General features: G+C 54.2%; 19 protein-coding genes and 2 pseudogenes. 11 read left to right on the top strand and 10 right to left on the bottom strand.

What is annotated here, in order from left to right; all coding sequences use genetic code 11:
• Window positions 1-171: 171 nt before the first annotated feature.
• A pseudogene (locus tag C1Y41_RS17385) lies at window positions 172-866 on the bottom strand (IS1 family transposase).
• Between the two features lie 318 nt (window positions 867-1184).
• On the opposite strand from C1Y41_RS17385, the gene C1Y41_RS17380 reads away from it, so the two are divergent.
• Entirely contained in the window at window positions 1185-2480 is a 1296-nt protein-coding gene (locus C1Y41_RS17380; protein ID WP_065648041.1) for an MFS transporter, read from the top strand.
• A gap of 47 nt (window positions 2481-2527) precedes the next feature.
• Window positions 2528-3292: a substrate-binding domain-containing protein gene (locus tag C1Y41_RS17375; RefSeq protein WP_369826836.1), complete on the top strand. Its 765-nt coding sequence runs from the start codon at window positions 2528-2530 to the stop codon at window positions 3290-3292.
• On the opposite strand, the gene C1Y41_RS17370 is transcribed toward C1Y41_RS17375, so the two are convergent.
• Window positions 3267-4166 (bottom strand): LysR family transcriptional regulator, encoded by a 900-nt coding sequence (locus C1Y41_RS17370; protein ID WP_104085977.1) that lies wholly within the window; start codon window positions 4164-4166, stop codon window positions 3267-3269. The two genes, C1Y41_RS17375 and C1Y41_RS17370, sit on opposite strands and share 26 nt — an antisense overlap.
• Window positions 4167-4414: 248 nt before the next feature.
• Between C1Y41_RS17370 and C1Y41_RS17365 the strand changes: the two genes are divergently transcribed.
• The gene (locus C1Y41_RS17365; protein WP_065647936.1) at window positions 4415-5866 is read left to right on the top strand and encodes a sugar porter family MFS transporter; all 1452 of its coding nucleotides are present in this window, start codon (window positions 4415-4417) and stop codon (window positions 5864-5866) included.
• Window positions 5867-5870: 4 nt separating this feature from the next.
• Here C1Y41_RS17365 and C1Y41_RS20370 read toward each other — a convergent pair whose 3' ends face one another.
• Complete coding sequence (locus C1Y41_RS20370) at window positions 5871-6041, bottom strand: DUF2256 domain-containing protein (protein WP_071882943.1); 171 nt, start codon at window positions 6039-6041, stop codon at window positions 5871-5873.
• Window positions 6042-6304: 263 nt separating this feature from the next.
• On the opposite strand from C1Y41_RS20370, the pseudogene C1Y41_RS20485 reads away from it, so the two are divergent.
• The 3 genes and pseudogenes from C1Y41_RS20485 to C1Y41_RS17350 form a co-directional block, all read left to right on the top strand.
• Window positions 6305-6457 (top strand): annotated as a pseudogene (locus C1Y41_RS20485) (Rpn family recombination-promoting nuclease/putative transposase); the annotation flags it as partial.
• Between the two features lie 107 nt (window positions 6458-6564).
• Window positions 6565-6750 carry a hypothetical protein gene (locus tag C1Y41_RS20480; protein WP_369826833.1) on the top strand — a complete coding sequence of 62 codons (186 nt, stop codon included), beginning with the start codon at window positions 6565-6567 and terminating at the stop codon, window positions 6748-6750.
• 503 nt (window positions 6751-7253) lie between these two features.
• Window positions 7254-8255, top strand: a complete 1002-nt coding sequence (locus C1Y41_RS17350; protein ID WP_104085976.1) for a hypothetical protein — start codon at window positions 7254-7256, stop codon at window positions 8253-8255.
• A 20-nt stretch (window positions 8256-8275) separates the two neighbouring features.
• On the opposite strand, the gene C1Y41_RS17345 is transcribed toward C1Y41_RS17350, so the two are convergent.
• The 7 genes from C1Y41_RS17345 to C1Y41_RS17315 form a co-directional block, all read right to left on the bottom strand.
• On the bottom strand, window positions 8276-10057 hold the full coding sequence (locus C1Y41_RS17345) for an ATP-dependent helicase (RefSeq protein ID WP_104085975.1): 1782 nt from the start codon (window positions 10055-10057) through the stop codon (window positions 8276-8278).
• Window positions 10050-11837, bottom strand: coding sequence for an AAA family ATPase (locus C1Y41_RS17340; RefSeq protein ID WP_233207458.1), 1788 nt, complete (start codon window positions 11835-11837; stop codon window positions 10050-10052). The genes C1Y41_RS17345 and C1Y41_RS17340 overlap by 8 nt, the downstream gene beginning before the upstream one ends.
• Before the next feature lie 168 nt (window positions 11838-12005).
• Complete coding sequence (locus C1Y41_RS17335; protein WP_104085973.1) at window positions 12006-13952, bottom strand: DUF3732 domain-containing protein; 1947 nt, start codon at window positions 13950-13952, stop codon at window positions 12006-12008.
• A complete protein-coding gene (locus C1Y41_RS17330) occupies window positions 13949-14449 on the bottom strand; it encodes a three component ABC system middle component (protein ID WP_104085972.1) in 501 nt (166 codons plus the stop codon). Before C1Y41_RS17330 ends, C1Y41_RS17335 begins: the two co-directional genes overlap by 4 nt.
• A 2-nt stretch (window positions 14450-14451) precedes the next feature.
• On the bottom strand, window positions 14452-15639 hold the full coding sequence (locus C1Y41_RS17325) for an ABC-three component system protein (RefSeq protein WP_104085971.1): 1188 nt from the start codon (window positions 15637-15639) through the stop codon (window positions 14452-14454).
• 577 nt (window positions 15640-16216) lie between these two features.
• Window positions 16217-17164, bottom strand: coding sequence for a sulfonate ABC transporter substrate-binding protein (locus C1Y41_RS17320; protein ID WP_104085970.1), 948 nt, complete (start codon window positions 17162-17164; stop codon window positions 16217-16219).
• Window positions 17165-17258: 94 nt separating this feature from the next.
• On the bottom strand, window positions 17259-19148 hold the full coding sequence (locus C1Y41_RS17315; RefSeq protein WP_104085969.1) for a sigma-54-dependent Fis family transcriptional regulator: 1890 nt from the start codon (window positions 19146-19148) through the stop codon (window positions 17259-17261).
• Between the two features lie 276 nt (window positions 19149-19424).
• Here C1Y41_RS17315 and ssuD point away from each other — a divergent pair, with 276 nt between their 5' ends.
• The 5 genes from ssuD to C1Y41_RS17290 all read left to right on the top strand — a co-directional run bounded on the left by ssuD (window position 19425) and on the right by C1Y41_RS17290 (window position 26399).
• Complete coding sequence (gene ssuD, locus C1Y41_RS17310; protein WP_104085968.1) at window positions 19425-20579, top strand: FMNH2-dependent alkanesulfonate monooxygenase; 1155 nt, start codon at window positions 19425-19427, stop codon at window positions 20577-20579.
• A 29-nt stretch (window positions 20580-20608) separates the two neighbouring features.
• On the top strand, window positions 20609-22021 hold the full coding sequence (locus C1Y41_RS17305; RefSeq protein ID WP_104085967.1) for an FAD/NAD(P)-binding protein: 1413 nt from the start codon (window positions 20609-20611) through the stop codon (window positions 22019-22021).
• A gap of 69 nt (window positions 22022-22090) precedes the next feature.
• The gene (locus C1Y41_RS17300) at window positions 22091-23497 is read left to right on the top strand and encodes an LLM class flavin-dependent oxidoreductase (protein ID WP_104085966.1); all 1407 of its coding nucleotides are present in this window, start codon (window positions 22091-22093) and stop codon (window positions 23495-23497) included.
• A gap of 231 nt (window positions 23498-23728) precedes the next feature.
• Window positions 23729-25189 (top strand): MFS transporter, encoded by a 1461-nt coding sequence (locus C1Y41_RS17295; protein ID WP_104085965.1) that lies wholly within the window; start codon window positions 23729-23731, stop codon window positions 25187-25189.
• Window positions 25182-26399, top strand: a complete 1218-nt coding sequence (locus tag C1Y41_RS17290) for a monooxygenase (RefSeq protein WP_104085964.1) — start codon at window positions 25182-25184, stop codon at window positions 26397-26399. The genes C1Y41_RS17295 and C1Y41_RS17290 overlap by 8 nt, the downstream gene beginning before the upstream one ends.
• The last annotated feature ends 4 nt before the right edge of the window (window positions 26400-26403 follow it).

Raw genomic sequence — 26403 nt, 5'->3', positions numbered from 1 at the left:
ACTATATCGTTGGGTATTACAGCGCGCTCAGGCCGCATGAATATAACTGTGGGTTACCACCAAACGAATCGGAAAACCGATACTGGAAAAACTCTAACGCGGTGGCCAGTTTTAGTTGACCACTTCAGTATACAGTTATCAATGCCATAACTTACGGGTAATGACTCCAACTTACTGATAATGTTTTATGTTCAGATAATGCCCGATAACTTTGTCATGCAACTCCTCCGATTTTGAGAATGACAGTGACTTCCTGCTCAGCCTTGCCAGATGCTGCCTCAGATTCAGGTTATGCTGCTCAATTCGCTGCGTATATTGCTTGCTTATAACGTGCAGCTTTCCCTTAAGGCGTGATTCATACAGCGGCTAGCCGTCCGTCATCCATATCACCACGTCAAAGGCCGACGGTAGGTTCATAAGACGTTCCAGCATGGCCATAGTGCGTTCTCCGAATACACGGGCCACAACTGTCCTGCGTATCCTGTCATACGTGTAAAACAGCCAGCGCTGGCGTGATTTCGCACTGACCTAGCCCCACTGTTCATCCATTTCAGCGCAGACAATGACGTCACCCCCGGTTGTATACCCGAGGTTACTGACTGTGGCCCGAGTTTTTCAAATGGCGGAAAATGGTGTTGAGGCCCACGTCCATAATGCGCTGAGGGCCGGCATCCGACGCCATTCATGACCATATCAATAATCTTCTGGTGTGTACCGAGCTGAGAAGCGGTGTAACTAAACTGCAGTTACCATGTTTTACAGCAGTGAGAGCAGAGATAGCGCTGATGTCCGGCAGTGCTTATACCGTTACGCACCACACCTTCAGTAGCTGAACGGGAGGGACAACTGATGGCAAGAGAAGCCACTGGAGCAATTCAAAAAACACCATCGTGCACTAAATCAGTAAGTTGGTAGCATTACCAGCTTTTGAGTGTAAAAGTTTGGACTTTAGGCTTGAAGCTGGTCACAAAGCTGATGTATCTCCTTTCAGCCTGAATATTCCTGACATGATGCTTACAAATATTTAACAACCTAATATATAAAATGATTTTCAGCTTCGGGTCTGTATTAATGCATGTAACGCATCAGTGCATGAGTTTATTGCGCTTATTAACTCTATTTTTCTGATCCAGTCTTTCGTGACAGGCGCAACGATAAAGCGCCCATGACAACTGGAGATTCTGATGCATTCCTTTACCTCACCCATGACCACCCGTTCGCGTATCAGTGCCATACTGCGCGTGACATCCGGTAACTTTCTGGAGCAGTTCGATTTTTTTCTCTTTGGCTTCTACGCCACCTATATCGCCCATACCTTTTTTCCGGCCAGCAGTGAGTTTGCCTCACTGATGATGACCTTTGCCGTCTTTGGCGCCGGTTTTCTGATGCGTCCTATCGGCGCCATTGTACTTGGCGCGTACATCGATAAAGTGGGCCGTCGTAAAGGGCTTATCGTCACGCTCTCTATCATGGCGGCGGGCACATTCCTGATTGTACTGATCCCCTCTTATCAGAGTATCGGCCTCTGGGCACCCCTGCTGGTGCTGACCGGCCGTCTGCTGCAGGGTTTTTCAGCAGGCGCTGAGCTGGGCGGTGTTTCGGTCTATCTTGCTGAAATTGCCACGCCGGGACGAAAAGGGTTTTACACCAGCTGGCAGTCTGGCAGTCAGCAGGTTGCCATTATGGTTGCAGCCGCAATGGGCTTTGCCCTGAACGCTGCGCTGGAGCCGGGTGAAATCAGCAGCTGGGGCTGGCGTATCCCGTTCCTGTTTGGCTGCCTGATCGTGCCGTTTATCTTTATTCTGCGTCGCAAGCTGGAAGAGACGCAGGAGTTTACCGCGCGCCGTAAACATCTGGCGATGGGTGAGGTATTTAAAACGCTGCTGAGCAACTGGCCGGTTGTGATTGCGGGCATGCTGATGGTGGCGATGACCACTACCGCGTTCTATCTGATCACGGTTTACGCGCCCACCTTCGGCAAAAAAGTATTGATGCTCAGCGCATCAGATAGTCTGCTGGTCACGCTGCTGGTGGCCATTTCTAACTTTCTCTGGCTGCCGGTGGGCGGTGCCCTGTCTGACCGCTTTGGCCGTAAGCCAGTGCTGGTCGCGATGACGCTGCTGGCGCTGGCAACCGCTTACCCGGCGCTGACCATGCTGGCGGCGGTACCAAGCTTCTCTATGATGCTGACGGTACTGCTGTGGCTCTCCTTCATTTACGGCCTCTATAACGGCGCTATGATCCCTGCTCTGACCGAGATCATGCCAGCCGAAGTGCGCGTGGCGGGCTTTTCACTGGCTTATAGCCTGGCGACCGCGGTCTTTGGCGGCTTTACGCCGGTTATCTCCACTGCGCTGATTGAGTATACCGGTGATAAAGCGTCGCCAGGCTACTGGATGAGCTTTGCCGCAATTTGCGCGCTGCTCGCCACGCTCTATCTCTATCGTCGTCGCGCACTGACGCTGCAAACCGCACGCTAACAGGGAATGAAATAATGTATAAACCGATTCTGAGCCTTACTGCAATCATGCTCGCTTCGTTCAGCACCAGCGTGCTGGCGCAGGATGTCAGCGTGATGATCTCCGGCGGCTTTAAAGCTGCACTGGAAAAACTGGCACCCGTCTATGAAAAACAGAGCGGTAACCATCTGGTAGTTATCCCCGGCCCCTCTATGGGGAAGACGCCGCAGGCCATCCCGAACCGCCTGGCGCGCGGTGAACAGGCTGATGTGGTGATTATGGTCGGTGATGCGCTGACGCATCTGCAGCAGGATAAGCGCATTGCCGCCGGCACCCGCCAGGAGCTGGCAGACTCGCCGATTGGTATCGTGGTAAAGCAGGGCGATCCGCTGCCGGCGATTAAAACCGATGCTGAGCTGCGTACGACACTGCTTAGCGCAAAGTCTGTTGCCTATTCAGACAGCGCCAGCGGCCGCTATGTCAGTAATGAGCTGTTTAAAAAGCTGGGGATCGATCGGGAGATGCAGACAAAAGCGCAGATGGTGGAGCGCATTCCGGTCGCCTCGCAGGTGGCGCAGGGACGTTACGCCATTGGCTTCCAGCAGGTCAGCGAGCTGCTGCCGGTGCCGGGTGTCAGTTTTGCCGGTGAGCTGCCGGCAAATGTGCAGTACATTACCCGCTTCGCCGGCGCGGTAACGGTAAACGCGCAGCATCCCGATGAAGGTAAAGCGCTTCTGAGTTTCCTGGCCTCTCCGCAGGCGCAGAAAATTGTGACCGCAACCGGTATGCACAGCGTAACCGCGACCGCTAAGCAGGGTGATACTGTTCAGTAATGAGCTTCTCCAGCTCGGCGGCAACGTATGACTGAATACGGCCACGACGGCGAATCAGACCCACGGATCGGGTCACCACCGGATGCGTCAGCGGTATCTGCGCCAGTAAGGAGTGCCCTGAGGAGGGCATCGACATCGCCGGCACTGCCGCAATACCAATGCCCGCCTCGACCATGCCTAACAGGGTAGTGACGTGGCGCGTTTCACAGATGCTGGGCCGGGCCGGAATGATATGCGCCAGCGCCTGGTCGAGCAGGGAGCGGTTACCTGATACCTTATCCAGCCCGATATACTCCTGCTGAAAATACTCCTCCCAGCTCAGTGATGATCGGCGCGTCAGCGGGTGTTCGTGCCGGCAGGCCGCAACATACACATCCTCTTCCAGCGGTAAAAATTCAATGGCCGGCGGCAGGCTTTTCGCAAAACAGATCCCGAAATCCGCCTGGCCGCTGCTGACCGCCTCAATAACATTGCCCACGCTACTGTCGATAATTTTGACCCGCACCCGCGGATAGCGTGCGCGAAAGCGCCGGATCACTTCAGGCATAAAGTAGTACGCAGCCGAAGGCACTGTCGCGACCGTCACCAGACCGGTGCGCTCCTGGCTTACCTGATTGATGTCAGCCAGTACCGCTTCCACGTTTGCCAGCAGCTGTTCAGATCGCTCAGCAAAGCTCTGGCCATAGAGCGTCAGCGTAACGCGACGCGTTGTGCGGTCAAAAAGCCGCGTGCCGAGCGCCGCTTCCAGTTTTTCAATCCGGCGGCTCAGCGCAGATTGCGACAGGCAGATCGACTCTGCTGCCAGGCGAAAGTTGCCATATTCCACCAGCGCGCGGAACGCATAGAGGTCATTAAGATCAAAATTCACGGGCATCAGGCAGCATCCTTTCAGGCAGTGCAGGGTAAGGTATCGGCCGGCACGGGCGTACCGGAAACGGATACAGCAATATGATTGCGCCCGGCTTACAGAGGCAGACGGCATACCTTACTGGTTTAGTACCGGGGACCCGCTGCTTTTAACGAATTATGTGATTCAGATCCCATTCCGAAAATCGCTCCTATACTCATACCTTTCTTTACACAGCAACGTGCTGTGTGTGCCATTTAAACAGGGATGCAGCTATGCAAAACTCTTCTCAAGACTCGCCGGACGACGGCGGCGCGCTTAATTTCACCGTTCAGCAACGACTGTTTTTTGTGGTGCTGGTGGCCACAATGGGAGCCCTCGCATACGGCTATGACACCGGAATTATTTCCGGCGCACTGCCCTATATGACACTACCTGCCGCACAGGGCGGGCTTAACCTTACGCCTTTTACCGAAGGGCTGGTGACATCCTCCCTGACGTTTGGCTCCGCGGTAGGTGCGTTTCTCAGCGGTTACGTTTCCGATCGCTTTGGCCGCCGTATTACGCTGCGCAGTCTGGCGCTGCTGTTTGTCGCCGGCGCCTTTGGTACCACGGTAGCCCCCGATATTGAAATCATGGTGGTAATGCGGTTTATACTCGGCATTGCCGTGGGCGGCGGTTCATCGACCGTGCCGGTGTTTATCGCTGAGATCGCAGGACCCAAGCGTCGTGCGCCGCTGGTAAGCCGCAATGAGCTGATGATTGTTTCAGGCCAGCTGCTGGCTTATATCGTCAGCGCGGCGATGAGTCTGCTGCTGCACGATCCGAAAATGTGGCGCTATATGCTGGCGCTGGCAATGGTACCGGGCGTACTGCTGTTTATCGGCACTTTCTTTGTCCCGGCGTCGCCGCACTGGATGGTCGCGGAGGGCCGCCTCAGTGAAGCGATGCGCATCATGCGTAAGCTGCGCGAAAACCCGCGCGAAATTAAAGCTGAAATGAAAGAGATGCGCGAAAACGCCCGTATGGCACGACAGGGGCCCGCGGCGCGTGAACTGCTGAAAGAGAAGTGGATTGTCCGTCTGCTGCTGATGGGCTGCGGCATGGGCATTGTGCTGCAGTTTACCGGCGTCAACGCCTTTATGTACTACACGCCGATTATCCTGAAGAGTACCGGCATGGGAACCAGCGCCTCGATTGCTGCGACCATCGGCAATGGTGTGGTTTCCGTACTGGCGACGTTTGCCGGTATCAAGGCAATCAGTCACTTTGGCCGACGCAAAATGCTGATGACCGGGTTATGTATTGTGATTGCAATGCAGCTGGCGCTGGGCGCGGTGCTGGTATTTATGCCGAACAGCATGACGCAGAGCCTGCTGGCGCTCGCCTGTATTCTGGTATTTCTGTTCTTTATGCAGATGTGCATTTCACCGGTATACTGGCTGCTGATGTCAGAACTCTTTCCAATGCAGGTACGCGGCGTACTGACCGGCTCGGCGGTGGCTTTTCAGTGGATCTGTAATGCGGCAGTGGCCTTTGCCTTTCCGCCTCTGCTGTCGCTGGTGGGTAACAACGCCTTCTTTATTTTTGCCGCTATCAATGTCGGATCGCTGATTTTTGTCGCGCTGGTGCTGCCGGAAACGCGTGGCAAGTCACTGGAGCAGATTGAAGCGCACATGCGGGAACGGTTTGGTGACAAGCGCCAGGAAACGGCGCCTGCAAACTAACCCCTTATGACTCTGCTGCTGTCCGTGCCGCTTTCGCGGCGCGGCGGCAGCGTTCAGAGCAGTACTGTACCTCGTCCCAGTTTTTCTCCCACTTTTTGCGCCACGTCATGGGTTTGTGACACTGTTTACAGTAGCGCACAGGCAGAGCCTGTTTGTTACCTTTAAAATCTTTCACGCGTGATCTCCCTGTAGTTACCCTTTACTGCGCTGGCGGATAGTAATCCGGTATTGATGCGTAGTTATTATTGATAGTATTTATAAATAACGCTTTGATACTCTTTTATATTTGGTTGGGGCAGTCGCTAAAGAATGGCTAAAAAATATTTGTCTGACAGAGTGCGCCGTCAATTTGAGAAATATATCAGGCTTCAGGAAGTCTGCTTTGATTCAAGCCTCGTTAATATCATAGAAGCTCAGGGAAAATGCTCAGGTGACGCAATGAAGAACAACAACACGCCTGCGCCGCATAATGCGGTCTTCAAAACATTTCTCTCTCACCAGCAGACTGCGCGGGACTTTATGAAGCTACATCTGCCGCCTGCGCTGTTCGCGATTTACGACCCCTCGACGCTCAGGCTGGAGTCCGGCAGTGATGCACGCACTGGTAATATATATGCTCCAGGCGGGTGCCCCCCCCCGATGCAGGCGGCTTTATCCGCTAACTGGCGCAGCGGGTACCACAACATGCAGATGAACTGATGACGATTGCACAGCAGCTTGAGCAGAGAGGCCGTCAGGAAGGTCGTCTGGAGGAACGAGAAGAAGGTTTACGGGAGGGCGTGCAGGAAGACAGCCTCGAGATCGCCCACAATCTGTTAAAGAATGGTTTGAATATTCAGTCTGTTATGAGTGCAACTGGTCTGACTGATGAGATGAAGAGCTGAAGCAGTCTTGTCACTAAATAGCTGGAAATGGTCAAAATTAGCCAAAGTGATTTAATATAAAAAACACCACCCAGTTCGTATAATGCTATTTATGTTAAAGAGCATTCTACACGACGCGTTTACCGAGAGTTAAATACTGTTTAGTCAGCTGGCTGATTGTGTTTTTATACATGCCATGCTGATAGACAGCCCTGAATACCAGCGCGTTTACTGTTAAACATGGGGAATGATCATAGAGCCATCTTAACCAAAGATATCAGGGGATGCAGCAAGCTGATGGGGCACTAGAAGGAGGAGACCACCGACATCTATATGCAGGTGTTTGCGCTGGACGTGGCGGCCGACAATCAGGTGCAGTTCACGTGGGAAGCGGGCGACGCACGGCAGCTGCTGCTCAGTGCGGGTCGTCACGGCTGATCCGTTTCGGCCGCAGCACCAGGGTTGACTGACTCCGCCGATGGTTTACTCTGCGTACGTCAAAAGGATACGCAGAGGAGGGAATCATGGACGAGCTGAAGAAAAAGTTTGAGGTGGCGGAGAAGGCGATTTCCGTTCTGACAAAAGCCTCTTTAGGATTAGGTAGCGCTATTTTCCTGTTTTACTGCATGATGAACGGCGGTTTTCCCGACGGGCTCTCACTGTCGGACAGCCTGCGCATACTTTATATCTTCACAGTGTTTTCTGCAGGTACGCTCGTCTTTTATTTCTTCCTGATGTGTCTGGGTCTGTCCATTTGTCACCTGCTTTTCCGGCTGACAGGTTACTCTTTGATAGAACAGGTCCTGCTGAGAATGTCAGACACAGGCTACACTTCAGGGCAACGAATGAGGTCGGTGCGCAAAGGCCCCTCTGAATTTTACCGGACCGGGAAAAGGCAACGTCAATTTATTCATCACGTGGTTTTCCCGCCCATTGCCACTATTTTCCACAGCATTTCGATGTTAACCGTTATTTTAATTATTACCCAGATCCATCATGACAAGGTGCTGTGGTACTTCCGTCTTGTTATATCGGCTATAGGGCTGGCAGTATGGTTCGTCATACTGGACTTCAACCGGCAACGTAGGGGGCAGCTTAAGTTTGTTCTGCCCGCAGAAAATGCAGTGGAAAGGGCAAAGAAGGATATCAGAACAGGTAATGTGACCCTTTCAATTGTGATACCGATTGCTGTGACAATGCTTCTTGGACTCTTTAGTGATTCCGCTGAACGAACCATGAAAGCTCTTGGATTTCGGCACGACAGCGCGACTGTATACGTCAAAAAGGAATGGAGTTCCGTGCTTACACGCCACGGAGTCAAAGGCAGTGAAGCTGAGCTGCCACCCTATGCCTTACGTTACGATAACGTTACCGTGGCCCTCTATTCGTTCGGTACGTCGGTTACGTTGCAGTTTCATGGTGATAAAGAACTACGCGCACAGACGCTTCGCGTGCCGGCCACTGAGGTACTTATCGATCCTCTTCATTCTTCCGAGGGTTCGAAAGCTGTAGCTTCTGTCAACTGAACGACACGGCATAGCTGCCGCTATGCCTGCTGGCTGCGAATATAGAGTTCATTAACCCAGGGAGAATGTCTGCCCTCTTTATAAATCATGTGCAACTCAGTGCGGGGACGGGTAACACCTACATAAAACAGTCGCCGTGCCTCACGGAGGGCGTTATCTGAAACGAAATCACGTTTACCCGGGAAATCATAGTCATTGACCCCATACATTATGGCCACATCAAACTCGCGCCCTTTTGCACTATGAAGCGTGCTAAGGGTGACACGCCCGGTGCCTTCCAATTTACCGGCGAAAACGGTAAGAGCCATATCCAGTCCTGAAGCAGGATCGGTTCGGTTAAGCAATTCAGTCACGACGAGCCATTCCGGCTGCGGGTTCTGCGCGATGACCCGCCAGTCGGAAATAAGTTCTTTATCGAACCGCTGAAGCCACTCATGGGCGGTGTGATTTTCATCAATGCCGCTTCGTAAAAATGTGATGAGCTGTAGGGTCAGAATTTGCTCTTCATGGCGGCTTGCACGACGAGAATAAACCACAGAGAGGGCTTGGCCCAGTAGCTGATTGAATGCAGGTGATGCCTCTTTCCACCCCCCTGTAACCCACTGACTGCAGGATTCAATGAAGCGGGCGAGTCGGGAAGTACGTTTTATCAATGCATTCCCATCAGTGCGGATTAGAGGGATATTTTGGGCCTTAAGCGCATCCGCAACTTTATCGCCTAGCCAGGCTGTCCGGTAAAGCACTCCGATGCGATCAGGCTGAAATCCCCGGGCAGTCAGGGAAGGAATTAAATCCTGAGCGATGTAACTTGCATGTGCCTCATATTCACCTCTAACACCGTGATAACGAATTTCCCCTTCTACGCTTCCGTCTGGACCGCGGTAATCTCGCTCTTCTCCCAGCGCCCCCATTGACGCCCTGATGATTTTCGCGCCGGAACGATAGTTGAAACGAAGCCTGTAGGTTTTCAAATCCTTCCTTGAAACAAGGCTGTCCAGCAGTCGGGGATTAGCGCCATTAAACCCATAAATGGACTGGTCAGCATCACCAACCGCAAACAATCGTATTTCAGCTTCAAAGCACAGCAGCAGTACCAGCTCATGAAGGGCATGGCCCAGATCCTGATATTCGTCTACGAATAAGACGGGATAGCGAGCCCGAATAGCATTACGGATCCAGTCATGTTCGTTGATCATCCGGAAGGCAATGAGCGGCATATCATCAAAGTCAATCAGGCCAGAACGTCGAAGCTGAGCTTCATAGGTTTCGATAAAGTCTGCCAACTCCGGGTTGTTATTCCGCCAGGAGGGTAGCAGCCTGTTCACGTCCCGGCGCCGCTTCTCTTCTGCAAACTTCCATCTGGCATGAGGATCCCCAATTGCGCCGAACCTTGTCTGATAAGCTGCTTCGACTGCAGCGAGACATTCTTCGCGGTTTGCCACCCGAAAATCACTGGGTAGTAAGTCTGGTATACAACGCGAGTAGGGCATTAAAACCTGGGTCAAAGCGAAGCTATGCACGGTACCAATAAAGTTTCGGTCGCTGCCGTCAATGCCAAAGCAGGCCAGACGTTCTTCAAGTTCAGATGCACACTCATTATTGTAGGTAATGCAGGCCACGCCGCGAGGGTCAGCAATGTCATCCATAAGGGCACGCGCCATAGCGGTCGTCAGCGTTTTAGTTTTTCCACTGCCAGGACCAGCAATGAGAACGCAGTGTCCTTGCTCATTGGCTGCAGCATACTGCTCGTTGTTTGGTAGGAGCTCTCTAAGCGCTGTTGACAGCGCGTGGCGGTCAGACATTAGACACCACATACTGAATCGCTGCAGCAATGTAGTCAGGAGGTGCAAGCCCGGGCGCTTTCTTCTTCAACTTTCCTGCCAGCCGACCCTTACCAATGTCAGATATCATCGCGAGAAGTTGCTCAGGGTCAGGTGTCTGACCGGCGCGCCATGAAGCAATTCTTGAGGAGCGAAGTGATCCATAACCCTGTTCATCGAGAATATTAAGCAGTACGTCTTTCAGCCCTGGGGTATTTGCTACAGAAACTTCAAATGTTTGTGAACTAAGAAATATGCCTGCTTTTTTCCATACGTCTCTACACTCTTCAAAACCTTTGTCAACAAACCAGGCCCTGTTAGCAGCATTCAGCTTGTGCTTATCTGAACGAACTGCACAGAAAGCATCCCAGATACTAATTGCCCGTGCCTTACCCAACGGCGGTTTGCTTCCGTCAAGTGGGTCCCAGTCAGTGATAATAGCCATGCGTATCCCTAAACTACCTGCAAGCTTAACGTAAGGTTCAAAATTAACTCCTGCAACGCTACATACCGTGATACCAAGCTCATCAAGATTGATCCCCATGGCTTCTGCGAAACCCGGTATCAAAACCTCCTCAGCATCGCCCTCCACGAATATAACTCCCTTCGAAAAAAGGAGCTCTGCTCTGGTTGCTGTAAGGTACCGTTCAATGTCATCAAGTTCATCACTGGTTACAGGGAGTTCAGCCAAGGAAAAAGCCTGAGTGCGCCCCACCTGATCCCTGCGAAGGCTTACAACTGTACGAAGTGGGGCAATACTTGCCAGGGTTGGTGAATGGCTCGTCACAATCAGTGACTGTGCTTCATCGGCATTATTGAAGAGTTTATCAAACACAGCTCGCTGAAGCTGGGGGTGCAGGTGAGCCTCAGGTTCTTCAATACAAAGTAGAGAGAAATTTCTTTCATTTTTTTCACGCCTCCACGCAAACTCAGCAAGCTTGAGTGATATCAGAGCCACGTTTGCTGAACCTAGGCTTGCTTCGGTTATGCCTCTCTTTCCGTTATCGATGAACATTGATATAGAGCGCATCAATCTGAGCGGGTCCGTAGGTGCAAAACGCAGGCGAGCATCTAAATCATGAGCCGTGCCTGCCAGTTCAAGAATGCCACCACGAAGGGATTCTTCAAGGCTCTTAATGGGAGGGAAAGTTTCCATTGTGTCCGTTGCTGATTCGAGAGCGCTGGCAACCCTACCTAGGTCTTCGCCACTCAGGGAAGAAAAGGCATCTTCAAGTAATGGCCGAAGAGGAGAGTTGCGCCATGAAGCCAGTTGGGCCTCTGCGTCTCGCAAGGCATCAAGCATATCCATGGCTATTCGCCGACGGACGCGACTTGGGAGGGAGCGCGACTCCTGACCTCCGCCATAAACGAGAAACTCACAATCTTCACTCGACCTAAGTGCTCCGGCAATATCATCCTTCTTGCGAAAAACGTAGCTGAGGCGTGCCACGGTGGGATTTTCTGCGGTACGAAAATCGGTCAGCAACGCAGAGAGGGAAGCGTCACTATCGAAATCGGCGAAATCAAGATGCACTTCGATTTGTGGGGAGGTGGATACATCGCAGCCATCCCAGAAATCGGACAGTTTGAGCTGTCTGGCAGAATCAGGTAGCGTGGGGTCAATAACCAGGCGAATAGCAAACAGCATGTTGCTTTTGCCAACGCGATTTTCGCCCAGCAATACAATATTCCCGCGCAGCGGAATATCTATCGTCTCAAAGTTCCGGAAGTTCCTTATCCTTAAATTTGACAGATACATCATTATCCCTCTTTTGAGTAAGCAAGGTTAAGCTACCGTTCGCACACATTTCACTGACGTCTACCTGCATAACAGCGGCCTGACCGAGGCTTTAAAGCCTAAACAGAAGTCATATTACCCATCTCCAGCCAGCTCACGGAGCACACAGAAAACGATATTTAATGTTTGATATCATTGTTTCCGCGGTGCTATCCAACCCAGTGGAATGAGCTTCACGCCATTACGCCAGCGGTCTGACACCGCGGCCTGGAACCAGTCATCCTTAAGGTCGGCATGGTCCATCACGATAATCTGTAAATCAGGTGTAAGCGTCCGGGCCGCGTGGCTTATCAGGCTGAACAGTCGGTTCACCGCGTTCTGATCTTCATTTTTCAGCGCGTCAATGGAGCCTTCATTATCTTTTTCGGGCGGATAGTGAGCCTGCGAAGGCTGGTCGAGGATCAGGAAGCCGGGGACTGGGCGATTTTTCTGACGGAACCAGCGATGGAGGGCCAAATGCGCCAGTATGTGGTAACCGACCCAGTTTTCTCCGCTGCCCATTCGGAAAAGAGGGACCGGTCCGTCAAGGGTATCTGCGACTACGGTGAGTCTGCGTATATCTAAACGCAGGTTGCTGCCCTGATGTTCCAGATCAAGTTGTTCTGAATATTCAGTCATGTAACGACCTATTATGTTCAGAAAGGCGGCTAGTTTTTCTCGTACAGCAGTGGGATCAAGACGCTCTTCCAGAAGTCTGACAGTCAGTCGCTGATTTTCTAGGCGGGTGCGAAGGCCCGATTGCTGGTCTGCATCGCTGACGGTATCGAGATACTGAGCAATTTTTCCCAGTGTTCGCGCCTGCAGCATGAAGTTTTCCTGCTGGATTCGGAGATACTCCGTCTGCTGGATACAATTGCTTATACTTCTTTGATTCTCACGAAGCCTGTCGAGCAGTGCATTTTCCTGTATCTGGAGATCTGCAAGGCGTTTCTGAAGCCGTGGATTTTCTGCTTCAACCGCCTCCAATTGCTGACTCAGCTCAGCGAGAGAGTGGCTAAGCTGCTTAACAGAGGGCGGGGCGTTTTCAAGCTGGCTTTGGCAAAGCGGACAGTGATGCACATCGCTTGATGATTTTATCAAATGGACTACGCTGAGCCTTGCACGCTGTTCCCGTGCTTCACGCTCATAGCCAGATGATTCAGAGGTAAAGGATCGGGTCTCGCGAATTTCGCGATTCAGCCTTTCAAGCTCCGATCGCATCCCCTGACGCTCTGCGCGCAACCGTGCAAGGGTGTCATCATGATCGCTTACGGTTGCGGCATCTGAATATGTACCCCGTTCGCTGAAGCCCTGTAGCAGCGCTATACATGCTTCATAGCTTGTGGCCACTGTCCTGTCATCAGAAAGCCCAGCCATCTTTGCTTCTTCGAGTAGTGCTCTGGCTCGCGGAAACGTCGCGTCGTCCAGCGATTCAGCTTCCTTAACCTGTCGTTCAAGCTGACGCAGCAGTTTTCGTTCATCGTCCAGTTGCGCTTGCTGGAGCAGTCTGTCTTCATCCATGGCGCCAAGAAAATAGGGTAAGGTATCCCGGATAGCCTGTGCTATAAATCCATCATCCTGCCTATGAAAAAGCCGTTGTTTGCTGTCGATGTCATTCTGATCCTGGAAGCAAAAAAGAAGCGCATGGCGGAAATTTGCTTCAAGCGAGGGGCGCGTGGGACCAGGTGGCCGGTGTTCGTTTTCATTAATACCGATGACTGCTCCCAGAAACGCCTCGACAGTACTGACCGTAGTGTTTTTATAGAGAGCGTCGCAACCAGGGATCTCTAGCGCACTGCCACGGGCAATATAAATGTCACCGTGAGATAGTTTGCCCGGTTCCGGATTCCGTCTCGCAATGAAAATCTGGCTTTCATTAAGCTGGAAAAGAATACCGTACCACTGCGTACACTTACGTATAACGCCGTCGGCTACGTAACACTCGCTTCGACCGGTCACATAATCGATAATATCAATGATGGCGGATTTACCTGTTTTAGAGGCACCGGTTAGAATGTTCAGTCGTCCGGGGTAAAAGGGGATCGCACGGCGTTCGCCTTCGTAGTTGTAAATCACGATGCTGGCTATCTGTAAACTCATGGTGTTATCCCCCACGCTGCATAGATAGTTGCTGTTGTGCCCGCACTGGCAAGCCAGCGCCCCAGAAATGCCGAACGCTCAATGCACTCTTCGGTTTCCCCGGTAAGCAATGGCGCTCTTTTTGCCGTTGGGGCCAGCAACTTATTCCCTTTCTTGATGTTGCCATTCTCATCCAACCAAAGAGCGTTTTGCCCTGCACTAAACAGGATGCTCTCTCGGGTGATGCCGCTTAGCCGTCTGACTCTGTCGGGAAAGTTAATCATGATCTCTCTATTATCTTGGCTCCATGCCATGAGTGAGGTGACGGTTGTAGCCGGTAAAGCCTTACGGGTTTTCTGATGCAGAATTATCGGCAGGATCATAAAGGCCAAAGCAAAGGGTAAAGGGCCGCCGGTTTTTTTAGTGAATTCTGATGATGTGCTGGCAATCAGTAAGCCGCAGAACGCTGGATTGAAGAGGTAGCTTTCCTCAACAGGGCGGGAGGACCAAGGTTGCATTTTCAGTCTCCTCCTTTTTGTTCATCACAGCCATCCTGCATGTAGTCAGGGTGCCAGCCTACGGCGTAGCGGTTTGCCAGAATGTGATAGCTGCCATGCGTCAGAAATTGCTCGCGAAGGCTCCTTAATGGAAAACAAGCCTGCTGCTCAGCCCACGTGAACAGTTCCCGGCCTGAACGTATCCGTTCTTTTTCGTTACTGTCAGCTGATAAATCATCCTGCTGTGCTGCAAAGCGCGGCTGCCAGGCCTCTACCAGCACCTGCTCAAACGTTTTAAGCTCGTCATTGACTAATAGTTCTTCTCTTACCCACTTTGAGCGCTGCTCTGATGCCCGGTAATAATCACGAATGGCATACTCAATACGTGCAGGGCCCAGATTTATCTTGCGCAGCTGGTGGACAAAAGGGTGACTGTTAAGCAGGGGGATCACTTCCTGAGGCGGTGAAGAGACGCGATAATCCACGGGAAGTGATGCACGGCGAAACTCTTCACGCAATTCATCAATACGAGATTCAATGGCCAGTACGGCAAGGTTGTCCGCCCCTTGGCCACTTAGCATGCGTATCACCTGATCGAGCCACCAACCTTCCAGACGTTCCGCAAAAATTTCAATTTGTTGTCTTCCGACTGCCCTGTGTAATTCCCGATGAATGTCTTCTTTAACATCCGTGATGGAAGCCGAGCTATCAAGAACATGTATCGATCGCAAAAGTGCATGCCGGGACTCCATTGATAAGCATGTATATGCGCTGAAAGCATTGTTGAGTACACTGTTGGTCGAGCTGGATGCCACTTTAAGCAACAATGCATCGGCTCTGGCTTCATCACGATCTTTCGTACGTAGGAGGGAAGCCGCCGACTTTGAGGGGGCTACGCCAGTGGTGATAAGTAAATGACGGTATTTTAAAAAATCGCCTCCGTTTGATTCGGCGTTTTTTATCCAGATAAGAAGTGTCTTCCAGAGGTCGGCACTGCTGTCAGTCAGTTTTCCGGTTCTGACTTTATGATGTTTTGTCTGGACCAGTTGTACCGGCTGACCATTTAACTCAAAGGCGATATCGTCGAATTTTTCGATTGAAATTCTCAGCTCTGGAGAATCCAGAGTAGCCTCCAGACCCATTAGCAACGCGTAGCGGCACTGATACAGATAGCCAGTAGCCGATGCGCTGGCCTCATGCGCGTTACTCATCCTGTAACTCCATTAATAAACGATAATAATTTCTAACTGAAATGCCGATGCTTTTCCACTGTCAATGAGTGTGATTCTTAAAAATTTGGGGTGAAAAAACAGTTAAAGATTTCCTCGTTCCATATGCTGATACTTCTTACCGGCATCTGTATCCCCAAGATTCTAAGCAGCGAGGTGGGTTGTCAGGCGCCAAACGACATCATCCTGTATGACTATATAATGGATAACTTCGTACATGGTGAAAACCCCGCACCAGTAGCCGCCATATCAGGTTCCTCAGCAGTTATCCCAAGGCGATCTGGTTAGCCTTTGTGGTTCTTATTTAACATAAAACAACTCTAGATTGAGTGCGCTTAATCATAATTATGTTAAATTAAGGCTTGAGCTATGACTGTAAGCGAGTAGATTCAGCTTGCTGCACTCATACTCCTGACGCGATTGAGCCATAAATTTGAAGAAAATCATATTAATATCAGAATGCTCTTTACGTTGGGGCTAAGCTCAAAGAGTCAGGCAGTGAATTAACGCTCCTCTCTATCAGGCAGAGGCCTGGATCGCGAACCTCTGCCCGACCGCCCTATTTTTTATCCTGTGACCAGGTCGCGCTGCGGATATCGACCTTTACCGGCAGCAGGCCAATCCGCGTAAAGGTATCAGCCAGGGCCTGCTGCTGCGTAAAGACTTCAGGCGTCATGCGCTCTGCGCCAAAGGGCATCCTTGCCAGCGCGCGCTGCCAGATGGGCTGCGGCAGACCGGTTGAGGCAGACATGATTTTTGCCGCCTCATCCTGGTGCTGATTGGCCCAGGCGCTGAGTGTGCCCAGCTCATCTATCACCTTGCTGGCGACTGCCGGATGACCTTCCGCAAATTTGCGGCTGGCCAGATAGAAGGTGTAGTGCGGCACCAGCCCTTCGGCGTTGCTGATTAACCGGGCATGGGCGTTGGTTTCAACTTCCGCGTAGTAAGGGTCCCAGATAACCCACGCATCGACCGCGCCACGCTGGAAAGCTGCCCGCGCATCGGCGGGCGGCAGATAGACCGGCGTAATATCCTTATAGCTTAGCCCTGCCTTCTCCAGGGCTGTGACCAGCATATAGTTAACGTCAGACCCTTTGTTCAGCGCCACGCGCTTACCCCTGAGGTCCGCCACACTTTTGACAGGTGAATCGGCCGGAACGACAATCGCTTCGGTTTTCGGATTAGCTGGCGAGTGCGCCAGATAAACCAGATCGGCCTGTGCTGCCTGGGCAAACGCAGGTGGCGCGTCGCCGGTGGCCGCGAGATCGATACTGCCGATATTCAGACCTTCCAGCATCTGTGGTCCGGCGGGAAACTCAATCCAGTGAACCGCAATCCCCTGCTTTTTAAACTCCTCATCCAGCGTGCCGCGATATTTGAGCAGAGCGAAGATGTTTGCTTTCTGAAAACCGATATTTACCGTATCGGGCTTATCGGCTGCCTGGGTGTTGAATGCAAATCCCGCCTGGGCGGCAATAATTAGTGCGCTGAGTAAAACTTTTTTCATTTCTCATTCCTGAGCCTGTTGTAGTCAGCGCAACATAACAAACGCAGGTTCAGGCGCTTAGCGATGAAAAGTTCGATGCTTAGCTGAAAAAACGCTATGGATGCCAGACGGACTCGCGAACCCGAATTGCGCGACTAAGCAATCCCAGCGCATAGAAGCGATCAGCGATCATCTGCTGCTCCCGGATGATGGCCAAACTCATCCGCTGCGTCTGGTGGCTGCGTCGCGTCAGCGCGTGCAGCAGAGAGGTTGTCGGGATGCCCAGTTCAGTTGAGAGCAGGCCTGCCGCTTCTGCGCGGTGCGCATCAATGTAGCGGCCGGTCTGCTCCAGCGCGGCCAGCAGAACCGCTATCAGATCTCCGGCATGTGCGGCGAACCCGCGTTCAGCAAGGTAGAACTGATGGTTGCTGACCCGGTCGCTGCCGTCAGCGATAACCCTGAACTGCCCGCTGTTTTCTGCCTCACTGAGCAGCGGATCCCACATCATCCAGGCATCCACGGCGTTGAGATCGCTGGGCGTTAACGGATATTTAGGTGGCGCGTAGAGGATGCGTACCTCATTCAGGGTTAACCCCGCTTCATCCAGAATCTGTAACAGCAGGTAGTGAACGTTAGAGCCCCGGTTTACGGCGATGCGTTTTCCTCTGAGATCGCTGACGCGCTGAATCGGACTACTGTCTGGCACCACCAGCGCGACGCTCTGCGGTGCTGCGGGTTCCCAGGCGACATACAGCATCGGGCTATGATCGGCCTGCGCAAACAGCGGCGGCACCTCCCCCGTGGTGCCAAAATCGATCTCCTTATTGCTGAGCGCATGCAGCAGCTGCGGGCCAGCGGGAAACTCACTCCACAGTACGCTGACACCGCGATCGGCCAACTGCTGTTCCAGTGACTGACGGGCTTTCAGGATCCCCAGATTGCCGAACTTCTGATAACCGATGCGCAGCTCGCGCTCTTTTGCGACAGGCTGAAAGGCGGAAGCGCTGCGCGGAGGCATGTGACTGCGGCGTGGCCTGATGATCCCAAGGTGCCCGAGGTGCGTCCGCAGCGTATGACGGCTGATGCCAAGCAACGCGGCAGCCTGAAGCTGATTGCCCTGCGTCAGTTCCAGAGCATTTCTGACCAGTGCGGCGATCATCCGCGGATAGAGCGGTGTCTCGCTTTGCTGCATCTGCTGTTTCAGAAACTGATCCATCGCCTCTTCGCCCGGCGACGTCCCGGGATCTGTCAGCGGGCTCAGCCGGAGCTGCTGCGGTGTCACCAGCGCGCTCTGACTAAGCAGTACGGCATTGTGTAGCGTATTCTCCAGTTCCCGGATGTTGCCCGGCCAGCTATAGGCCATCAGCGTCGCCAGCGCCTCGTCGCTGAGCCGGAGCTGAGGACGGCCAAGCCGGCGCGCATAGAGCTGCAGAAAGTGATGCGCGAGCACGGGTATGTCTTCGCAGCGCTGTCGCAGCGGCGGCAGCGTGACGCTCGCCACGTTGAGTCGGTAATAAAGATCCTCCCGGAAACGCCGCTCGCGAATGGCGGCCGCCAGATCGCGATTGGTGGCTGCGATAACCCGCACATTGACTTTGATCGCTCTGGAGGAGCCGACACGGGTGATTTCACGCTCCTGCAGCACACGCAGCAGTTTTATCTGCAGCGGCAGGCTCAGTTCTCCTACCTCATCCAGCAACAGCGTGCCGCCATCTGCGGCCTCGAACCAGCCGCTATGACGATTCTGCGCGCCGGTGAACGCCCCTTTCTCATGACCAAAGAGTTCGGACTCTGCCAGGCTTTCGGTGAGTGCGCCGCAGTTGACGGCCAGGAAAGGCTTGTCTCTGCGTGCGCTGTGATAATGCAGATAGCGCGCCATGACCTCTTTACCTGTTCCGGTTTCACCAATAATCAACACGGTCGCATCCGTCGGCGCAAGCTGATCAAGCACGCTCTGAAACGCCTTTGAGGCGGGATCGATCAACTCTGGGGTGGCAATCTGCATCGTTTTTTTACCGGCTAAACGGGGAAACAGAGACCATACCGTGCGGTCGCCCCGGAAACGAGAGGCTCAGGGTATTTGAGTGTTGCCAATGCGGCAGCGTGCGGCTGCAGTTGTTGCAAATGCAACAACGGCGGGAAAACGTTATCCATCCTATCCTGATGATTATAAAGAAAATATATTCTGGTTAGTTCTGGCATGATTGCTGCTAACAGCTATATAACCAAAGGAATTATCCCTATGTAATAAATTCAAATATCGTTATAAAGGAATCTGCTAATGAGCCATGTGACACAGGAAAACCTCAACCTCTTCTGGTTTCTGCCGACCCACGGCGATGGGCGCTATCTGGGCACGACGGAGGGTGGCAGAGCGGTTGATTTACCCTACTTACAGCAGGTTGCGCTGGCGGCAGATAATCTGGGTTTTTATGGTGTATTAATTCCGACCGGGAAGAGCTGCGAAGATTCATGGCTGGTGGCGTCGGCGCTGGCCCCGATCACCAAAAAGCTGCGCTATTTAGTGGCCGTGCGTCCGGGCCTGCAGCCACCCAGTCTGGCCGCACGCATGGCCGCCACGCTGGACCGTCTTTCCGGAGGGCGGCTGCTGATAAACGTGGTAACCGGAGGCGATCCGGTTGAAAACAAAGGCGACGGAATTTTTCTGAGTCATGCTGAACGTTATCAGGTTACACGGGAGTTTCTTGAGGTCTACTCGCGTCTGCTCAAAGGCGAAAAAGTCGATTTCAACGGCGATCATATCCGCGTCGAAGGCGCCGAAATCCTCTTCCCGCCGGTGCAGGAAAATGGCCCGCCGCTTTATTTTGGCGGCTCCTCGGATGCGGCTATTGACGTGGCGGCCAGTCAGATCGATAGCTATCTGACGTGGGGCGAACCGGTTGAGCAGGTGGCGGAGAAGCTGGCGGTCGTCCGTCAGCGGGCGGAGGAAAAAGGCCGGACGCTCTCCTATGGCATTCGCCTGCATGTCATCGTGCGTGAAACTGAAGAGGAAGCCTGGGCGGCTGCTGACCGGCTGATCTCGCATCTCGACGAAGAGACCATTGCGGCGGCCCAGAAAATCTTTGCCCGCATGGATTCGGCCGGACAGGCGCGGATGAGTGCGCTGCATCAGGGCTCACGCGAGAGCCTGCGCATCGGCCCCAATCTGTGGGCAGGCGTGGGGCTGGTGCGGGGCGGTGCAGGCACCGCGCTGGTAGGCAGCCCGCAGCAGGTTGCCGACCGTATTCGTGAATATCAGGCGCTGGGGATCGAGAACTTTATCTTCTCCGGTTATCCGCATCTCGAAGAGGCGCATCGCTTTGCCGAGCTGGTAATGCCGCTGTTACCGCTGGCGGCCAACGCCGAAAAGAAACAGCGCAGCGTAAATACCGGCCCGTTTGGTGAAACGATTGGCGGCGACCGCCGTCCGGGTTAACCCCCGTTAACAGAAGAGAAGGCTCGCTTATGTTGCAACAGCAGATTGTCATTATCGGCGGGGGATTCACCGGCACCGCGCTGGCGATCTATCTTGCCAGACAGGGCCAGCCGGGCCTGAACGTGACGGTGATTGAACCGCGTGACGAACTGGCACAGGGCGTGGCCTACGGCACCCGCGATCCGGCGCACCGTATTAATGTTCCGGCTTCCAGGATGCAGCTTGCGGGCGATGAAGAGGGTCTGTTTGATCGTGACTTCCGGGCCTCGCCCGGCTATCTGAACGACCCGGACGCGTTGTGGCATGACGGCAACGTCTATCCGCAGCGCGGTGAGTTTGGTCGCTGGGTAAACGCACAGTTTATCCATCAGCAGAAACACTCTCCGGTGACGCTGAGACACCTGCAGGACAGCGCCTTATCGCTGCGGAACGGGGTCGTGACCACCGCCCGTGGAGAACGGATCCGGGCGGATCAGGTAGTACTGGCTATCAGCCATCCCCCGCCCGCGCTGCCTGCGCGGCTGAAGCAGCTACAGGCGCATCCCGGCGTGATCGCTGACCCCTGGCAGCGTGATGCGCTGACGCAGATTGCGCCAGACAGCCGGATAGCGATTATCGGCTCGGGCCTGACGATGTCGGATGTTATCGCCTCGCTGCACCGCCAGCAGCACCGGGGTCATATCACCGTTTTCTCCCGTCGCGGACTGCTGCCGCGCGCCAATCTGAGCGGCAGTGAGGCGGCCTACAGCCTGGATTACAGTCAGCCGCAGTCCGCGACCGCGCGCGGCTGGTTACAGCGGGTGCGTCAGGAGGTTAAACGGGCAGCGGCGCTGAATCTGCCCTGGCAGCTAGTGCTGGATGATATCCGCCGCAACGGTCAGCGTATCTGGCAGAGTTTACCGCTGCCGGAACAGCAGCGTTTTTTGCAGCATCTCCGCCCCTGGTGGGATGTTCACCGCTATCGCATCGCGCCACAGGTCAGTCAGGTTCTCTCACAGCTGCAGGCCAGCGGTCAGCTCTCGCTGCGTGCCGCCCGTCTGATTGCGGCTGAACCGGCCGATGACGCGCTGCGGCTGACGCTGCGTCTGCGAGGAGCCGATCAGGAGGTTTGCGAGGTGGATAAGGTAATTGTGACCACCGGCCCGGCGCACAACGCGCTGCTGGACAGCAACCCGCTGCTGAGCCAGTTACAGGGTGACGGCGTGATCCAGCCCGATGCGCTGGCGCTGGGCATTCGGGTAAACGCCTTGTCGCAGGCTGTGAATACACAGGATGAAGCCAGCCCCCGGCTTTATGTCGCCGGGCCCGCCGCGCGCGGGCGTTTTGGCGAGCTGATGGGACTGCCGCAGGTAGCCGAGCATGCTGAATCCGTCGCGCGCATGTTGCTCAGCGCTACGCCCTCCTCCATCAGCGAGCGATGTCCCGGCTTCCTGACGCACTGATCCCCTTCTCACAATATCAATCTGAAAGAGCGGGCGGCAGCGTGATGCCGCATCCGCTCAGGAGCTGCTATGTCATCGAAACGTGAAATTCGTCTGAATGCTTTTGATATGAACTGCGTCGGTCATCAGTCTCCCGGCCTGTGGGCGCATCCGCGCGATCGCTCGTGGCAGTACAAGGACCTGACCTACTGGACCGATCTGGCGCGTCTGCTGGAGCGCGGTAAATTTGACGGGCTGTTTATTGCCGACGTGCTGGGTGTTTATGATGTGTACAACGACAACAACCAGGCGGCTATCCGTCAGGCTACGCAGGTGCCGGTTAACGATCCCCTTGCGCTGATCACGCCGATGGCGCTGGTCACGGAACATCTGGGGTTTGGTCTCACCGCTTCGCTGTCATTTGAACACCCCTACCCCTTTGCACGCCGCCTCTCGACCCTCGATCATCTGACCAAAGGCCGTGTCGGCTGGAATATTGTGACCTCCTATCTGGAAAGTGGCGCACGGAATATCGGTTATCAGGCTCAGACCGACCACGACGCTCGCTACGACTATGCGGATGAATATCTCCAGGTTGTCTACAAACTGCTGGAAGGAAGCTGGGAAGAGGAGGCGATACTGCGTGACCGCGAACGCCGTATTTTCAGCAATCCCGATAAAATCCATCCGATTAACCATCAGGGCACCTTTTTTCAGGTGCCGGGAATTCATCTGTGCGAACCGTCACCGCAGCGCACCCCGGTACTCTACCAGGCGGGGGCGTCCAGCCGCGGCAAGGCGTTTGCGGCGGAGCACGCGGAATGTGTGTTCGTTGCAGCGCCGTCGAAAGTGCTGCTGAAAAAAACGGTGGCGGATATTCGCCGGCGGGCCGCAGAGGCGGGACGCGACCCGCGATCCATCCTGATCTTCAATTTGCAGACTGTGATTGTGGGCGAGACGGACCTGGCGGCACAGGCGAAATGGCAGGAGTACAAAAGTTATGTCAGTTACGAAGGGGCACTGGCGCTGATCTCCGGCTGGACCGGTATCGATTTTGGCCAGTATCAACCAGATCAGGTCCTGAAGCATCTGCACACCAATGCGATTCAGTCAGCGGTTGAGACATTTTCCACCGCCGATCCCAACCGTCAATGGACGGTACAGGGGCTGGCAGACTGGGTTGGCATTGGCGGATTTGGTCCGTTGCTGGTAGGCAGTGCTGAAACCGTGGCAGATGAGTTGCAGAGTTGGGTTGAGGAGACCGATGTGGATGGCTTTAACCTCGCTTACGCGGTGACGCATGAAACCTTTTCCGACGTGGTGGAGCTGCTGGTGCCGGAACTGCAAAAGCGCGGTGTCTATAAGCAGGCTTATCAGGCGGGCACGCTGCGTGAAAAACTGTTCGGACAGGGGCCACGATTGACCTCGCCGCATCCGGGAGCCGGGTATCGTCGTACATCAGACATGAAACAGCAGGCAGAAAGCGAAAAGGTCTGACGGAAACAGGAGAGGTCAGCCCTTTGCCCGCTCTGTTTAGGGCAGTAAAAAACAGACAGCCGCCGGACAGAACCGGATAAGTCAGACGATTTATCCGGTTTTCCGCATGCCCGAGATTTTATTTTAACTTATTGAATTTATTGTAATCATTATCCGAAATTGTTGGTTGTTTACCCGGGGGGCTGAACTTATAACAGCTGCGTTGCCTGCTTAAATAATAACGAGGATACGATGAGTACACTGAATATTGACGACACCCTGACCGCCCCGCCGCCGCATTCCACACCGGTTCGTTCGGTCAGTGATGTGGCCCGGCTGATTAACAGTAACAGTGAGAAAAACAGTTACGCCCGCTGGATCGTATTTCTGGCGCTGGGCGGCGTATTTCTTGATGCTTACGATCTCACGACGCTCTCTTATGGCATCGATGATGTGGTTAAAGAGTTTGGGCTGACTCCACTTCTCACCGGGTTGGTAACATCCTCCATCATGATAGGGACCATCGTGGGTAATCTGGTCGGCGGCTGGCTGACCGACAAATATGGCCGCTATTCAGTTTTTATGGCGGACATGCTGTTCTTTGTCGTCTCGGCTATCGCGGCGGGCCTGGCGCCCAACGTCTGGGTCCTGATTGGCGCGCGTTTTCTGATGGGCGTCGGGGTCGGGATCGACCTGCCGGTCGCCATGGCTTATCTCGCTGAGTTCTCGAAATTCTCCGGTAAAGGCAACAAAGCGTCGCGCCTTGCCGCCTGGTGCCCGATGTGGTACGCCGCTTCCTCAGCCTGCTTTTTTATCATTTTTGCGCTCTACTTCCTGTTACCTGCCGCGCATATCGACTGGCTGTGGCGCGCCTCGCTGCTGTTTGGTGCCGTACCGGCCCTGCTGATTATCGGGGTGCGCAGTAAGTTTATGAATGAGTCACCGCTGTGGGCTGCAAATCAGGGCGATTTAAGCGGTGCCGTGCGCATTCTGCGCGACTCCTACGGCATTATTGCGCATGAAGAGCAGCCTGAAAAAACTAAGACCGCGAAAGCGGCCCCGAAAGTGAGTTTCCGCGTGTTGTTTCAGAAACCTTACCGCGAACGCACGATCGTCAGCGCAGTAATGAACGTCTGTATCGCCTTTGAATACACCGCCATTGCTTTCTTCCTGCCCTCTATTCTGGCGCAGTTCCTGGGCGCGGGCGTGTTTGAAACCATCTCTGCCTCCCTGGGACTCAACGCACTGTTCGCCTTTACCGGCGGTTTGCTGGGGATGCGGCTGGCGTGGAAGTTCCCTTCCAGGCATGTGGCGATTGCCGGCTTTGCGCTGCAGTTTATCGCGCTGATCTCCCTGGCGCTGATTGGTCATCCGCAGGCGACGATTGGAGTAGTGTTTGCCGTGCTGATGCTGGGACTTTGGCTGTTTGCTGAAGGGTTTGGACCCGGCGCGCAGTTAATGATCTATCCCGCACTCTCCTATCCAACCCATATCCGCGCGACCGGCGTCGGTTTCAGCCGCTCGCTTTCGGGAATTGGCAGTGCGCTGGCGCTATTCATCCTGCCGATTCTGCAGGCCCGGTACAGCACCGATATGTTCTGGATTGTCTCACTCGCTGCGCTGATCCCGATAATTTTCCTGCTGGTCGTCCGGTTTGAACCGACCCGACAGGACATTGATGAACAACCCACCACAGGAGAAGATCATGTCTGAATTAACCCGGACTGAGTTTGCGGCACTGACCGAACAGTTCAGGCCGCTGTTTACTCGTATCGCCGAAGCCGCCTCCAGGCGTGAAACAACGCGTACACTGTTGCATAAGCCCATCGCCTGGCTGAAAGAAGCCCGCTTTGGCACGCTGCGCATCCCGAAAGAGGAAGGTGGCTTCGGGGTGTCACTGCCTCAGCTCTTTTCGCTGCTGACCGCGCTGGCCGAGGCGGATTCAAACCTGCCTCAGGCACTGCGTGCACACTTCGCGTTTGTTGAAGATCGCCTGAATCAGCCTGCGGATGCTGAACGGCTTCGCTGGTTTCGCCGTTTTGTGGATGGCGAGCTGGTGGGCAGCGGCTGGAGTGAAACGGGCACGGTGAAACTGGGTGAGGTCATCACCCAGGTTTCCCTGGCACCGGATGGCTGGACGATCAGCGGTGAAAAGTTTTACAGCACCGGAACCCTTTATGCTGACTGGATCGATGTTTTTGCCCGGCGAGCCGACAACGGCCGCGACGTGATTGCGCTGGTCAGCACGCACCAGAATGGCGTTGAGCGTGACGATGACTGGGATGGGTTTGGACAGCGCCTGACCGGCAGCGGCACCACGCGTTTTGATCAGGCCCATATTGAGTCCGCTCATGTGTACGATTTCAGTACGCGCTTCCGCTATCAGACTGCCTTTTATCAGCACGTTTTACTCTCTACCCTGGCCGGTATTGGCCGGGCAGTAGTGCGTGATGCGGCACAGACTGTGGCGCAGCGTAAGCGGATTTACAGTCACGGCAATGCGCCACAGGCCAGACAGGATGTGCAGGTGTTGCAGGTTGTGGGCCAGATCAGCAGCTGGGCCTGGGCAGTAGAAGCGGCCGCTGAGCGCGCCACTCACGCTCTGCAGCGGGTGTTTGAGCTTGAGCAGAATGGTGCCGGTGAATCCGCACGGCATGCGGCTAATGTGCTGGCCGAGGTGGAGTCAGCCCGGGCGCAGGCCGTGGCGACAGAGCTGGTGCCCCGCGCTGCGACTGAGCTGTTTAATGCGCTGGGGGCGTCCGATACCCGCGTCAGCAAGGCGCTGGATAGGCACTGGCGCAACGCCCGTACGGTCTCCTCGCACAATCCGGTGATCTACAAAATCCGCAATGTGGGTGACTGGGAAGTAAATGGCAGCGATCCGACCTTTATCTGGCAGATAGGGAACGGCGGGGGCGCGTGATAAA

Source organism: Pantoea sp. ICBG 1758, from assembly GCF_002928325.1.
Taxonomy (GTDB): domain Bacteria; phylum Pseudomonadota; class Gammaproteobacteria; order Enterobacterales; family Enterobacteriaceae; genus Pantoea; species Pantoea eucrina.
This window is presented reverse-complemented; position numbering and strand designations above follow the sequence as displayed.

Coding starts and splice junctions, on each gene's coding strand:
- C1Y41_RS17375 (WP_369826836.1), top strand. CDS start 2,528: ATGCTCGCTTCGTTCAGCACCAGCGTGCTGGCGCAGGATGTCAGCGTG.
- C1Y41_RS17335 (WP_104085973.1), bottom strand. CDS start 13,952: ATGAGTTTACAGATAGCCAGCATCGTGATTTACAACTACGAAGGCGAA.
- C1Y41_RS17330 (WP_104085972.1), bottom strand. CDS start 14,449: ATGCAACCTTGGTCCTCCCGCCCTGTTGAGGAAAGCTACCTCTTCAAT.
- C1Y41_RS17325 (WP_104085971.1), bottom strand. CDS start 15,639: ATGAGTAACGCGCATGAGGCCAGCGCATCGGCTACTGGCTATCTGTAT.
- C1Y41_RS17320 (WP_104085970.1), bottom strand. CDS start 17,164: ATGAAAAAAGTTTTACTCAGCGCACTAATTATTGCCGCCCAGGCGGGA.
- C1Y41_RS17295 (WP_104085965.1), top strand. CDS start 23,729: ATGAGTACACTGAATATTGACGACACCCTGACCGCCCCGCCGCCGCAT.
- C1Y41_RS17340 (WP_233207458.1), bottom strand. CDS start 11,837: ATGATGTATCTGTCAAATTTAAGGATAAGGAACTTCCGGAACTTTGAG.
- C1Y41_RS17290 (WP_104085964.1), top strand. CDS start 25,182: ATGTCTGAATTAACCCGGACTGAGTTTGCGGCACTGACCGAACAGTTC.
- C1Y41_RS17365 (WP_065647936.1), top strand. CDS start 4,415: ATGCAAAACTCTTCTCAAGACTCGCCGGACGACGGCGGCGCGCTTAAT.
- C1Y41_RS17345 (WP_104085975.1), bottom strand. CDS start 10,057: ATGTCTGACCGCCACGCGCTGTCAACAGCGCTTAGAGAGCTCCTACCA.
- C1Y41_RS17380 (WP_065648041.1), top strand. CDS start 1,185: ATGCATTCCTTTACCTCACCCATGACCACCCGTTCGCGTATCAGTGCC.
- C1Y41_RS17300 (WP_104085966.1), top strand. CDS start 22,091: ATGTCATCGAAACGTGAAATTCGTCTGAATGCTTTTGATATGAACTGC.
- C1Y41_RS20480 (WP_369826833.1), top strand. CDS start 6,565: ATGACGATTGCACAGCAGCTTGAGCAGAGAGGCCGTCAGGAAGGTCGT.
- C1Y41_RS17315 (WP_104085969.1), bottom strand. CDS start 19,148: ATGCAGATTGCCACCCCAGAGTTGATCGATCCCGCCTCAAAGGCGTTT.
- ssuD (WP_104085968.1), top strand. CDS start 19,425: ATGAGCCATGTGACACAGGAAAACCTCAACCTCTTCTGGTTTCTGCCG.
- C1Y41_RS17370 (WP_104085977.1), bottom strand. CDS start 4,166: ATGCCCGTGAATTTTGATCTTAATGACCTCTATGCGTTCCGCGCGCTG.
- C1Y41_RS17350 (WP_104085976.1), top strand. CDS start 7,254: ATGGACGAGCTGAAGAAAAAGTTTGAGGTGGCGGAGAAGGCGATTTCC.
- C1Y41_RS17305 (WP_104085967.1), top strand. CDS start 20,609: ATGTTGCAACAGCAGATTGTCATTATCGGCGGGGGATTCACCGGCACC.